At 54.4% G+C, this 12,807-nt stretch carries 11 protein-coding genes; 3 read left to right on the top strand and 8 right to left on the bottom strand.

Annotation, left to right across the window (positions count from 1 at the left end; genetic code table 11):
* Positions 1-2: 2 nt before the first annotated feature.
* Positions 3-455 carry a macrodomain Ter protein MatP gene (gene matP, locus INT84_RS03485; RefSeq protein WP_176920679.1) on the bottom strand — a complete coding sequence of 151 codons (453 nt, stop codon included), beginning with the start codon at positions 453-455 and terminating at the stop codon, positions 3-5.
* A 182-nt stretch (positions 456-637) separates the two neighbouring features.
* On the opposite strand from matP, the gene INT84_RS03480 reads away from it, so the two are divergent.
* Together INT84_RS03480 and fabA are read left to right on the top strand one after the other, a co-directional pair.
* Complete coding sequence (locus INT84_RS03480; RefSeq protein WP_194205634.1) at positions 638-2,398, top strand: Lon protease family protein; 1,761 nt, start codon at positions 638-640, stop codon at positions 2,396-2,398.
* Between the two features lie 68 nt (positions 2,399-2,466).
* Entirely contained in the window at positions 2,467-2,985 is a 519-nt protein-coding gene (gene fabA, locus INT84_RS03475; protein WP_194205633.1) for a bifunctional 3-hydroxydecanoyl-ACP dehydratase/trans-2-decenoyl-ACP isomerase, read from the top strand.
* A gap of 56 nt (positions 2,986-3,041) precedes the next feature.
* Here fabA and rmf read toward each other — a convergent pair whose 3' ends face one another.
* The 6 genes from rmf to rlmKL all read right to left on the bottom strand — a co-directional run bounded on the left by rmf (position 3,042) and on the right by rlmKL (position 10,973).
* Positions 3,042-3,209, bottom strand: a complete 168-nt coding sequence (rmf, locus tag INT84_RS03470; protein WP_103675379.1) for a ribosome modulation factor — start codon at positions 3,207-3,209, stop codon at positions 3,042-3,044.
* 256 nt (positions 3,210-3,465) lie between these two features.
* Positions 3,466-4,029 carry a membrane integrity-associated transporter subunit PqiC gene (pqiC, locus tag INT84_RS03465; protein ID WP_194205632.1) on the bottom strand — a complete coding sequence of 188 codons (564 nt, stop codon included), beginning with the start codon at positions 4,027-4,029 and terminating at the stop codon, positions 3,466-3,468.
* Positions 4,026-5,666, bottom strand: a complete 1,641-nt coding sequence (gene pqiB / locus INT84_RS03460) for an intermembrane transport protein PqiB (protein WP_194205631.1) — start codon at positions 5,664-5,666, stop codon at positions 4,026-4,028. The genes pqiC and pqiB overlap by 4 nt, the downstream gene beginning before the upstream one ends.
* A gap of 1 nt (position 5,667) precedes the next feature.
* Positions 5,668-6,924 (bottom strand): membrane integrity-associated transporter subunit PqiA, encoded by a 1,257-nt coding sequence (gene pqiA, locus INT84_RS03455; protein WP_194205630.1) that lies wholly within the window; start codon positions 6,922-6,924, stop codon positions 5,668-5,670.
* Between the two features lie 14 nt (positions 6,925-6,938).
* Positions 6,939-8,852 carry an ABC transporter ATP-binding protein gene (locus INT84_RS03450; RefSeq protein WP_194205629.1) on the bottom strand — a complete coding sequence of 638 codons (1,914 nt, stop codon included), beginning with the start codon at positions 8,850-8,852 and terminating at the stop codon, positions 6,939-6,941.
* 12 nt (positions 8,853-8,864) lie between these two features.
* Entirely contained in the window at positions 8,865-10,973 is a 2,109-nt protein-coding gene (rlmKL, locus tag INT84_RS03445) for a bifunctional 23S rRNA (guanine(2069)-N(7))-methyltransferase RlmK/23S rRNA (guanine(2445)-N(2))-methyltransferase RlmL (protein ID WP_176920672.1), read from the bottom strand.
* A gap of 99 nt (positions 10,974-11,072) precedes the next feature.
* Between rlmKL and INT84_RS03440 the strand changes: the two genes are divergently transcribed.
* Entirely contained in the window at positions 11,073-12,179 is a 1,107-nt protein-coding gene (locus INT84_RS03440) for a YcbX family protein (RefSeq protein WP_194205628.1), read from the top strand.
* Here the strand turns inward: INT84_RS03440 and zapC are convergent.
* Positions 12,176-12,715: a cell division protein ZapC gene (zapC, locus tag INT84_RS03435; protein ID WP_194205627.1), complete on the bottom strand. Its 540-nt coding sequence runs from the start codon at positions 12,713-12,715 to the stop codon at positions 12,176-12,178. The two genes, INT84_RS03440 and zapC, sit on opposite strands and share 4 nt — an antisense overlap.
* Positions 12,716-12,807: the final 92 nt, after the last annotated feature.

The following is a 12,807-nucleotide window of genomic DNA, read 5'->3' as shown; positions in this document are numbered from 1 at the left end:
ACTCACTCTTTACCCAATAGCGCTTTAAGATCGCTCTTCAGGCTGCTCATTTGCGTGGCATACTTCTCTTTATTCTCCGCATCCTCAATCAGCTGCACAATCGTTTCGGATAGCGTTTTACCCCGACGCTGAGCCAGACCCGCCAGACGCTGCCAGACGGCAAACTCCAGATCGATGGATTTTTTGCGCGTGTGCTGATGCTCGGCATTAAAGTGCCGCTTGCGCCGCGCGCGGATCGTTTGCTTCATGCGGTTCAACAAATCCGGATTGATATGCTGCTCAATCCAGTCGTTCACCTGAACGGGTTCATTTTCGAGCTTCAGCAAGACATCGACGGCTTCTCTGGCGGCGCTGGATTCAATATAACGGGTGATCAACTCACCCTCCCGGTGTTTTTTCACCAGGTATTTCCACTTCCAGCCGCTCTCAAGATTTTCCAGTTGTTGATATTTCATCGCGATCTCAATGTGACCGTGTAACTCATTCAGGATAACAGTTTTTTTGCGTTGTGCTGAGCAGAAATCGCAGGCCCTAATTCGAAATGAGTTTAACCGCACGTTGATTATCTATTATCCGTGTGCTCACCTGCTGCATGCGGTATAATCGCGCGCTTTGAATCTGACTAAAAATATCGACTTTGACCATAAATAAACTTGCCTGGCGCGATCTTACGCCTGATACCGAAAGCTATCAGAATGTGTTTGCACAGCCTGATTTCGCATCTGTTGACGACACGCTGTTGAACGGCACCCAGGACCGTCTGCTCTATGCGCTTGAGCAGTTGCTTCGTCCGCTGTCGGTATCCTCCTTTATGCTGGTGAAAGCACCAGAAGAAACCGAGTACCTGCATCTGCTGGCGGCAACGGCCCGTGAACTCTGCCCGCCGGAAGAACAACTTACCGGTGTTCGCTATCAGATTGATCGACACCATATTACGCTACACCCTGCGCAGTCCCCGGACGACAACTTTGCCGGCACGGGTAAAATCATTTGTGCCGACTGGGTTGAAGCGGAACAGCTTTTTGGCTGCGTGCGCCAGTTTAATGGCGAAGTAAGCCTGCATCCGGGCCTGGTACATCAGGCAAACGGCGGTGTGCTGATGGTCTCCCTGCGCACGCTGTTAACCCAGCCCCTGTTATGGATGCGTCTGAAAATGATTGTCGCCCTCCAGCGCTTTGACTGGGTGGCTTTTGACGAGTCACGTCCCCTGCCGGTCAGCGTGCCGTCTATGCCGCTCTCCTTAAAAGTGATCCTCGTGGGCGAGCGAGACTCGCTGGCTGATTTTCAGGAGATGGAGCCAGAGCTGACTGCCAACGCCATCTACAGCGAATTTGAAGATAATTTCCAGGTCGCCGATGCCGATGATATGCAGCGATGGTGCCGCTGGATTTACCAGGTGGCGGATTATTATCAGCTGCCGAAACCGGCTGCTGATGCCTGGCCCATTTTCGTCCGTGAAGCCGTGCGATATACCGGCGATCAGGACACTCTGCCGCTCTGCCCGTTGTGGATTGCACGTCAGCTGCGTGAAGCGGCTGCCTTTACCGAAGCGTCGACGTTTACGGCGGAACAGCTTCAGGTCATGCTGACCCAGCGTGAGTGGCGGGAAGGTTTCCTGGCCGAGCGCATCCAGGATGAGATCCTGCTTGAGCAAATCCTCATCGAAACTGAGGGTGAACAGGTTGGACAAATCAACGCCCTGTCGGTGGTTGAGTTTCCGGGGCATCCGCGCGCCTTTGGTGAACCTTCGCGTATTAGCTGTGTAGTCCATGTCGGCGACGGCGAGTTTACCGATATCGAGCGCAAAGCGGAGCTGGGCGGCAACATTCATGCTAAAGGCATGATGATTATGCAGGCGTTTTTGATGACCGAGCTTGAGCTTGACCAGCAGATTCCCTTCTCGGCGTCGCTCACCTTCGAACAATCGTATAGTGAGGTCGATGGCGACAGCGCCTCGCTGGCCGAACTGTGCGCGCTGATTAGCGCCCTGGCCTGCGCGCCGATTAATCAAAGTATTGCCATTACCGGCTCGGTAGACCAGTTTGGTCGCGTCCAGCCGGTCGGCGGTTTGAATGAGAAAATTGAAGGTTTCTTCACGATTTGCCAGCAGCGTGGCCTGACGGGTAGCCAGGGGGTCATTATTCCGGCGGCTAACGTGCGCCACCTCAGCCTCACGCAGGCGTTATTACAGGCTGTGGAAGCGGAACAATTTTTCATTTGGGCTGTCGATGATGTTACCGACGCGCTGCCTCTGCTAACCCGCCTTGTGTGGGATGGTGAAGGGCAGACCACGCTGTTGCAAACAATTCAGGAGCGGATAGCACAGGCCAATCAGCCGGATGCGCGTCATCGCTATCCCTGGCCGTTACGCTGGTTCAACCGATTTAGTTCAAACTGATCGGACTTGTTCAGCGTACACGTGTTAGCTATCCTGCGTGCTTCACTAAAATAAGGCTTACTGAGAACATGGTAGATAAACGCGAATCCTATACAAAAGAAGACCTTCTTGCCTCTGGTCGCGGTGAACTGTTTGGCGCTAAAGGCCCGCAGTTACCGGCACCCAACATGCTGATGATGGACCGTGTCGTTAAAATGACGGAAGCGGGCGGCAACTATGACAAAGGTTATGTTGAAGCCGAACTGGATATTAATCCTGACCTGTGGTTCTTCGGCTGCCATTTCATCGGCGATCCGGTGATGCCTGGCTGCCTGGGCCTCGACGCGATGTGGCAACTGGTAGGGTTCTATCTTGGCTGGCTCGGCGGTGAAGGCAAAGGCCGCGCGCTGGGTGTCGGTGAAGTGAAATTTACCGGTCAGATCCTGCCGACCGCGAAGAAAGTCACCTACCGTATTCACTTCAAGCGTGTGGTTAACCGCCGCCTGGTGATGGGCCTTGCCGATGGCGAAGTGCTGGTTGACGGCCATCTGATTTATACTGCAAAAGAGTTGAAAGTGGGTCTGTTCCAGGACACTTCAGCATTCTGATGGGTTAACAGGCGAAACCTCCGCCAGGCGGAGGTTTCTTTATTAAAGAGACAGAATCAGGCGATAACGGCCCTGTCCTCCATGGCTTCTCGCCAGCCTCCAAGCCAGTATGACCTCTGATTCAGCGCCTGATAGGGGCAAAGTTCTTTTGAGCGTCCGGCAATACCCGCCTGATACCCTCTTTGATGTGCCCGTTCCAGGCGATCTCGTTTTTGTCTCTTCATGCCTCGTTTCCCTCATCGTTTTGGTCTGGTGGAAAAGAAAACAGTGATTACTAAACGCGCAATCACATCTAACGAATACCGCGAAAAATGCTGAGCGTCAATGCGCAAATTTCATACCGATGTCATATTTGTGAGGTATGCAAATTCTGTTTTGTGGAAAATCTGTGAGCCAGAACGAGTAACGGACTGAAGATAAATGCAAAAAAAAGCCGCACCGGCAGAATGCCCGGGGCGGCTTTAGCAGTATTAATTTTACTTATGGCAGACGCTTAATCTCACTGGCAATAGCCGATGCTTCCTGACCCCATGCCTGGGCCAGCATTTTTACCATCTCGTCGTAACCATCTTTTTGCTGCGCCAGTTCAACATGGAACGGGCGCTTAATGATCTGACCCTGATGGTTTAACAGCCACTCACCGCTGACAATGACATGCCCGTCATAGCGTCCGTGAAAACCCGTCACCGTCACGTTTAACGTGTCCTGATCGCTGCCCAGCGGCTGCGAGGCAACCACCCACCCCGGAAGCTGGTTGCTCAGATTAGCCACCAGCGTGGTGCGCAACTGCTGATCCAGCGGGCTGGCCCACAGATTACTGGTGGCGATAACATATTGAACATCGGTGGTCTGATAAACCACGCCGTTTCCGGCGAGATAATCCGGCACCGCCACCTGCTCAACCCACAGCAGGCGATTTCCCTGGCTGGCAACGCTCTGCGTTAATAACTGTGAAGAAGGCAGCTGGTACCAGGTCTTGCTCTCTTCACTGCTGCTGCACGCGGTTAACGCCAGTACCATTATGACCATCAGCCACTTTTTCATTGTTTTGCCCTCTTCGGCTCAGGATCTTTTTTGCTTTTCGCTTCAAAGACCAGCGCGTTGCTCTTATCATTCAGCGTTTTCAGTACCGGTTGTAGCTCACGCAATACCTGATCCAGACGCTGCATATCCGACACCATTTTGTTATAGGCGGCGGAGCCTGGCTGGAAGCCCTGCATACTACGATTGAGTTCACGTAGCGTTTTCTGCATATCCGCAGGCAGTTCCTGCGCGGATTGACTGGCAGTCAGCTTATTAAGATTATCCAGCGTCGTTTGCAGGCGGCGCAGCGTTGCCTGACTTTCGCTAAGCGTGTTGGTCGCCTGCTGAAGCATTGGATTAAGCGGCAGATTATTGATCTTATCCAGGGTATCCATCAGGCGCTGCTGGATTTGCGCCAGCCCACCGCTTTCCGTCGGAATGACTTTATAGCCGCCAAACTCACGCATCCCGGTAACGGGTGTGGCTTTGGGGTAGAAGTCCATATCGACATACAGCGCGCCAGTGACCAGATTACCGGTTTTCAGCGAGCCACGCAGACCGCGTTTAAGCAGATCCGCCAGATGCCCCGCCACGTCCGGATTTTCGCCAAGCTGACTGGCCAGACGTTCTGGTTCGATGCGGATCAATACCGGGATCCGGTAATCGTTATTCAGCGCCTGGCGCAGACCCGGCACAAAGAACGGGACTTCACCGACCGTACCCAGACGGATGCCGCGGAACTCAACCGGCGCACCGGGCTGAAGGCCACGAATCGAATCTTTAAAGAACATCAGATAATCGATGTGATCGGTATACAGCGACTCCTGAATATTTTTCTGGCTGTCGTAAAGATTGAATTCGCTTTTTTCCGCCACCGGTTGTCCCAGTTCCAGTCCTTCCGGCACGTCAAAGCTTACTCCGCCACTAAACAGCGTGGTCAGCGATCCCATCTCAACGCGCATACCGGCTGAGTTAAGATCGACGGCGATCCCGCTGTCTTTCCAGAAGCGAACGTTACTGGTCACCAGACGATCGTTAGGCGCATTAATAAACAGCTGATAGCTTATGGCGCGTTTCTGCGGATCGAACGTGCTGGTTTCGACAGAGCCGACGCGGTAGCCACGGAACAACACCGGATCGCCGGGGCTGAGCTGTCCGGCTTTTTTACTGTCAAGAATGACGCGGATCCCTTTCGCATCCGGCGGTGCCAGCGGCGGTGAATCCAGCAATTGATAGTTTTCCGGCTCGCTGCCCTTTTTACCCGGCTGAAGCTCAATGTAAGCCCCTGACAGCAGCGTTCCGAGGCCGCTAATTCCTTCGCGATCGACCTGCGGTTTCACCACCCAAAAGACCGAGTCTTTATGCAGCAGTTTTTCCATTCCAGCGTTAAGCCGCGCCTTGATTTCAACATGCGTCAGATCGTCGGTCAGCGTGGCGCTTTCGACAACGCCAACGTTAACGCTGCGGCTTTTAATGGTGGTTTTACCGCCTTCAATGCCTTCCGCATTGGTGGTGATAAGCGTTACCATTGGCCCCTGATGGCTGTAGTGATAAAACAGGATCCATGCGCCAATCAGCGCAGTGACGATAGGAAATATCCAGACCGGGGACCAGTTTTTCACCTTCTTCACCTGGGCCTCACCCTTTTTTGTTTCCATGTTATAACGATTCCTCATGGCTGCTTTCCGGCTCCCGATCCCAGGACAAACGGGGATCGAAGATCATTGCCGAGAACATGGTCATTATCACCACCAGCGCAAACATGAGCGCGCCCATAGCAGGATAAATATTCATTAATCCGCCCATGCGCACCAGCGCCGAGAGGACTGCGATTACAAATACATCAATCATCGACCAGCGGCCAACGAACTCCACCACTTCATAAATCAGGTGCATTCTTTCCCGGTCGCGCTGACCATGCCCTTTGGCGTCCCAACACAGCCACGCAATAGCGATCATCTTCAGGGTTGGCACCATAATACTGGCGATGAAAATGACCCCTGCGACCGGATAAGACCCTTCACTCCACAGCAGGACGACGCCAGCGAGAATAGTGGACGGCATTTTATCGCCCAGCAGATCGGTGATCATAATCGGCAGGATATTGGCCGGAAGATAGAGAAGGATGGAGGTCACCAGCAATGCCATCGTCCATTGCAGGCTATTTTTGCGCCGCACATGGCCCTCCGTGTGGCAACGCGGGCAGGTTTTTTGATCGGCGGGCAGGATCGCCGTGCAGCAGGCGCACGAACGCAGCCCCTGACGGATCCCCGTAACACCCGGTGTCAGAGGCTGCGAAATGGCGGGCATCGGTTCGATGTCATCCCACAGCCAGCGGCGATCCACGCACTGAAACGCGCGCAGCTGGACGATGCAAAACAGGCACCACGGAATAAAACTGCTGCCAATGCCAATATCGCCATAGGCCATTAGCTTAACGAAGCTCACCAGCACGCCCGCGAGGAAAATCTCCGCCATACCCCAGCTTTTAAGCTGAAAGAGCACCCGTGCCAGTAGCCGCTTTACGGGCTCCGGCATCTCAAGGCGATTCACCAGCAGTAAAATGGTGATCAGACAAAACGCGGGGACTAACTGAACGAAGACGATAAAAAACGTCCCCAGGCTGGCGTAATCTTCAGAGAACATAACGCGCGGGATCTCCAGCAGCGTCACTTCGCTTTTAACGCCCGCCACGTTCATATTGACGAAGGGGAACAGGTTTGACAGCAAAAGCATGAACAGCGCCACCGACGCGTAGGCGGTCGGGCGCTGCCTGGGCGCAAACCATTCGGTTGTCAGGGTCGTTTCGCAACGTGGACACGTGGCTTTATGACCGTGTTCCAGCGGCGGTAAGGCCACCAGCAAATCACACTGCGGGCATAAAATATGCCTCGCAGCATGATGGCTATCACACATACTCGTTCCTCGGGTTATGCGCCGTTTTTAAGCGCTTCCAGGTATTCCCAGCGCTCAAACGCCTCTTCCAGTGCCTGCTCAGCGGCGGCCATCTCCGCCAGCACTTTTTGCGTATGATCGTGTGGCTGGTTAAAGAACGTAGCGTCAGCGACCTGAGCCTGAAGCGACTCCAGATTCGCCTCCAGACTCTCCAGCTTCTGCGGCAGCTGTTCCAGTTCACGTTGTAGGTTATAGCTTAACTTTGCACCACCGCGCTTAACATTTTCCGCTTTTGTCGCCGCTGGCTCCGGCGCTTTGCTACTGGCAACCGCTTTTTTTGCCTGCGTCTGCGACTGAGATTGTTGACCGCGCGCGTCGTGATAGCCGCCAACGTAGCAGCCAATTTTGCCGTTACCTTCGAAGATCCAGCACTCCGTCACGGTATTATCAACAAACTGACGATCGTGGCTCACCAGCAGAACCGTGCCCTGATAACCGTCGATCAACTCTTCCAGCAGTTCCAGCGTTTCGACATCGAGGTCGTTGGTCGGTTCATCGAGGATCAATAAGTTGCTGGGTTTGAGGAATAACCGTGCCAGCAGCAGGCGGTTACGCTCCCCGCCGGAGAGCGCCCGTACCGGCGTCATCGCCCGTTTTGGATGGAACAGGAAGTCCTGTAGGTATCCCAGCACGTGACGCGGCTTACCGTTGACCATCACTTCCTGTTTGCCTTCGGCGAGGTTATCCATGACCGTTTTATCTGGATCGAGCTCCGCCCGGTGCTGGTCGAAGTACGCCACTTCAAGCTTAGTACCGACGTGGATCCGTCCGCTGTCCGCCTTAAGTTGACCGAGCATCAATTTTAACAAGGTGGTTTTGCCACAGCCGTTAGGCCCAATCAGGGCAATTTTGTCGCTGCGCTGTACCTGGGCCGAGAAATCGTTTACCAGCACTTTGCCGTCGACCTGGTAATTAGCATGCTCAATTTCGAAGACAATTTTCCCGGAACGGGTGGCCTCTTCAACCTGCATCTTCGCGCTGCCCATTACTTCACGGCGTTCGCTGCGCTCGTTACGCATCGCTTTTAGCGCCCGCACACGCCCTTCATTACGGGTACGACGCGCCTTGATACCCTGACGGATCCACACCTCTTCCAGCGCCAGTTTGCGATCAAACTCCGCATTCTGTAGCTCTTCAACGCGCAGCGCCTCTTCTTTATCCAGCAGGTACTGATCGTAATTGCCTGGATAAGTCACCAGCTTGCCGCGATCGAGATCGACAATGCGCGTCGCCATATTGCGAATAAAGGAACGGTCGTGGGAGATAAAAATAATCGTGCCGTTGAAGGATTTTAAGAACCCCTCCAGCCAGTCGATAGTTTCAATATCCAGGTGGTTAGTCGGCTCGTCGAGCAGCAGAACGCGCGGAGCGCTGACCAGCGCCCGCCCCAGCGCCGCTTTACGCAGCCAGCCGCCGGAGAGCGCAGCCAGCTCGGTATCCGGCTCCAGGCCTAATTGCGCGAGCACTTCATTAATGCGGTTTTCAAGCTGCCACAGGCCGTGGTGATCCAGTTGCTCCTGCACTTTCGCCAGCTCGTGCAAATTTTTATCACTCGGATCGGTCATGACCAGATGCGAGATATCGTGGTAACGCTTGAGATACACCGCCTGTTCTGCAATCCCTTCCGCAACGAAATCATAGACGCTGCCCTGCACGTTGCGCGGCGGATCCTGTTGCAGACGCGCCACGACAAGATCCTGCTCATAGATGATACGACCGTCATCCAGCCCCTGTTCACGATTGAGGATTTTCATAAGCGTGGATTTGCCTGCGCCGTTACGGCCAACCAGACAAACGCGCTCGTTATCTTCGATATGCAGTTCTGCGTTATCCAGCAGCGGCGAGTCGCTAAACGACAGCCATGCACCGTGCATACTGATTAATGACATTTACTTTTCCTTTCAGGCGGCGGTAATCAGCCAGCAGTTATGGATCTGACGATTGCGGGCAAAGTCCTGCGACAGCGTTTTTTGGGTGATTTCTTGTGCTTTCAGTCCCAGCTCGGCCAGCCCGTCGTTATCCATGCGGAAACCGCGTTTGTTGTTAGAGAACATGATGGTGCCGCCTTTGCGCAGCAGGCGCTTGAGATCGCGCATCAGACGCAGGTGATCGCGCTGCACGTCAAAGGTTTCTTCCATCCGTTTAGAGTTAGAGAACGTCGGCGGATCGATAAAGATCAGATCGAATTGCTCATCGGTTTCGGCCAGCCAGCCCAGGACATCGGCCTGCATCAGGCGATGCTGACGCCCGGTCAGACCGTTCAGGCGCAGGTTACGTTCGGCCCACTCCAGATAGGTACGTGACATATCAACGGTGGTGGTTGAGCGTGCGCCGCCCAGCCCTGCGTGAACGCTGGCGCTGCCGGTGTAAGAGAAGAGGTTGAGGAAATCTTTCCCTTTGCTCATCTGCCCCAACATCCGGCGGGCAATGCGGTGATCGAGGAACAGGCCAGTATCCAGATAGTCGGTCAGGTTCACCCACAGTTTCGCGTTGTATTCGCTCACTTCAAGGAAGTCACCCTTCTCGCTCAGCTTTTGATACTGATTTTTGCCTTTCTGCCGTTCGCGAGTTTTCAGGATCAGCTTATTCGGAGCCATATTAAGGACAGCGATCGTTGCCGCGATAATATCAAACAGACGCTGACGTGCTTTATGCTCGTCAATGGTTTTCGGCGGCGCATATTCCTGAATGACGATCCAGTCACCGTAGCGATCGACCGCCACGTTATATTCCGGCAGGTCGGCATCGTACAGGCGATAGCATTCAATCCCCTCCTGACGCGCCCATTTTTCCAGTTTCTTCAGGTTTTTACGCAGACGGTTAGCGTAATCTTCCGCTACCGTGGCCGGTTTACTCTCAGCGGTAGTTTCGGCGAGATGATAGTTTTTCTGCACGCAGTCCAGCGGGCCGTTTTTGGCTTTGAACTGGCGATCGGCACGCAACTGAAGGCAGTTAAGCAGATCCGGCGAGGCGCTGAACATCGACAAATTCCAGCCGCCAAACTGGTTTTTCATGATCTGACCCAGCAGGCTGTGCAGCGCGATCAGTGCAGGTTCACTCTCCAGACGCTCGCCGTAAGGCGGGTTGCTGACCACGGTGCCGTAAGGTCCTTTCGGCAGCGGATTGGTCAGCTGCGCCACATCTTTTGCTTCAAAGGTAATCAGTTCGCCAACGCCGGCGCGGCGGGCGTTGCCGCGCGCGAGCTCAACGACTCTGCCGTCAACGTCAGAGCCATAAAAGCGTGAGCCATAGTCTGCCAGTCCCTGACGAGCGCGCGTCTGCGCCTCGGCTTTAACTTCTTTCCACAGCGCTTCATCATGCTGTGCCCAGCCGCCAAAGCCCCAGTGTCCACGATGCAGGCCTGGCGCACGGTCCGTCGCCAGCATAGCGGCTTCAATCAGCAAGGTCCCCGAACCGCACATCGGATCCAGCAGCGGCGTACCCGGCTGCCAGCCGGAACGCATTATGATGGCAGCGGCAAGCGTTTCTTTGATGGGGGCCATGCCGGTGCGATCGCGATAGCCGCGCAGGTGCAGACCGTCACCGCTCAGATCGAGAGAAATGTGCGCCGTCTCTTTATTCAGCCAGACGTTAATGCGCAGATCCGGAGACTCACGGTCAACGTTCGGACGCGGCAGGTTTTTACGCATAAAGGCATCGACGATAGCATCTTTAACTTTTAATGCACCGTACTGGCTATTGCGGATGCTGTCGTTGAGGCCGCTGAAGTGAACCGCGAAGGTCGCCTCAGGGTTGAACATTTCCGTCCACGGGATCGCCTGTACGCCGAGATACAGGTCGAGATCGCTGTAAACGCTGCATTCTCCGAGCGGCATCATGATGCGCGACGCCAGACGACTCCACATCAGGCTTTGATATAAGAGCCGCGCGTCCCCTTCAAAGTGGACACCACCCTGGACCACCTGGCAATTCACCGCACCAAGTCCTTCCAGTTCAGTTTTTAACAGCTCTTCCAGCCCACGGGCCGTACTGGCAAACAGAGAATTCATATCGTCACTTTTACTCTAATAAAATTGTTGCGCATTATAGCCAATCTCAACGCTATGTCATAAAGTTGAGGGCTTATTTTCATGCATAAGGGGCAGGTTGTGGCCACGTTATCCAGACTTTTCATTCATCCGGTAAAATCGATGCGCGGCATTGGCCTGACGCATGCCCTTGCGGATATCAGCGGCCTGGCATTTGACCGGATCTTTATGATCACTGAACCTGATGGCACGTTCATTACCGCCCGTCAGTTTCCACAGATGGTTCGCTTTACGCCTGCGCCTTTGCATAACGGGCTTCATCTTACCGCACCTGATGGCAGCAGCGCGCTGGTTCGTTTTAGCGATTTTGCCGACCACGGCGAGCCCACTGAAGTATGGGGAAATCATTTTACCGCACTCGTGGCTCCCGGGGAAATTAACCGCTGGCTTTCGGGCTTTTTCGCCCGCGAGGTCCAGTTGCGCTGGGTGGGACCCGAGCCAACGCGACGCGTTAAGCGCTTCGATGCGGTGCCGCTGTCCTTCGCCGATGGCTTTCCGTTTCTGCTGACCAGTGAAGCCTCGCTGCGCGATGTGCAAAACCGCTGCTCTGCCGGGGTGAAGATGGAACAGTTTCGCCCTAATCTGGTGGTGGCGGGCACGCAACCGTGGGAAGAAGATACGTGGAAAACGATCCGCATCGGCGAGGTTATCTTTGACATCGTTAAACCCTGTAGCCGCTGCGTATTAACCACCGTCAGCCCCGAACGAGGCCAGAAACATCCCGCCGGTGAACCGCTGGCCACCCTGCAAACGTTCCGTACGGCGGACAACGGCGATGTCGATTTTGGCCAAAATCTGATTGCCCGTAATAGCGGCGTTGTTCGGGTGGGCGATGAGATAACCGTTCTGGCTACCGGTCCGGCCAGACCCTATGGCGCGGGTGAGGTCGTTGAAAATATTGCCGTTGCGCAGCAGGAGAACGCGGCGGTCGATATCGACTGGCAGGGGCAAACGTTTAGCGGTAACAATCAGCAGATCTTACTCGAGCAACTGGAACAACAGGGGATCCGCGTACCCTACTCTTGTCGTGCCGGACTCTGTGGCAGCTGCCGTATTCGTCTGGTTGAGGGAGAGGTGAGCGAATTAAGGAAAGGGGCTATCGCTCAGGACGGAACCATCCTGTGCTGTAGCTGCGTGCCAAAAACAGCACTACGCCTGCAAAATTAAACCGCATGCTCCAGATAGTGACTGACGCAGTCGACCTGACGGAGTCGGTCATTCATCACTTTTATCGCATCCCCTAACTGCATCATACGCCCGGCAATCATTACGCCGGGCTGAGCCACCAGGCAGAGCGCGGCGTTATCGCCAGGTTCAACCACCAGCAAATTAACCTGCTCCAGGGAGTCGCTAAGCCATACACAGGCGGCATCGCCCATCATAGGCACCCAGTGGGAGGAATGCGAGGTGAAGTGCCAGCTTTTCGGCATTTGAGGTTTCAGAAAACGAATGGCGACCAGTGCATTAAGCACCAGCTCGGCACGATGTTCTTTTTTGAGATCGAGGTCGCGGCATTTCTCTTCAAAGGAGAAATAAAGCGCGGCATCGTCAACACAAAAGCCAGAGGATTCAAAGGCATCCGGCGTCAGCATCCGTCGGGGAAAACGAGAGCGAAAAAGCATACCATTCGCTAAATCGAGCATCATTCGATCGTGCTCATCGTCGAAATACCAGCGCCAGTTATCGTCGGGTTTAATACGCATTATGTTTCTGTCCCCTTCAGATGTTGATTTCGGCATCGTCCTTTGCCGCTTCGTTTGTTGCCTCAATAATAAAAGACCAGAACGTATAAATA

Source organism: Superficieibacter sp. 1612_C1 (assembly GCF_015234305.1).
In the GTDB taxonomy this organism is placed as follows: Bacteria; Pseudomonadota; Gammaproteobacteria; order Enterobacterales; family Enterobacteriaceae; genus Superficieibacter.
The sequence above is the reverse complement of the archived record's forward strand: the minus strand, read 5'-3'. Positions and strand labels throughout refer to the sequence as shown.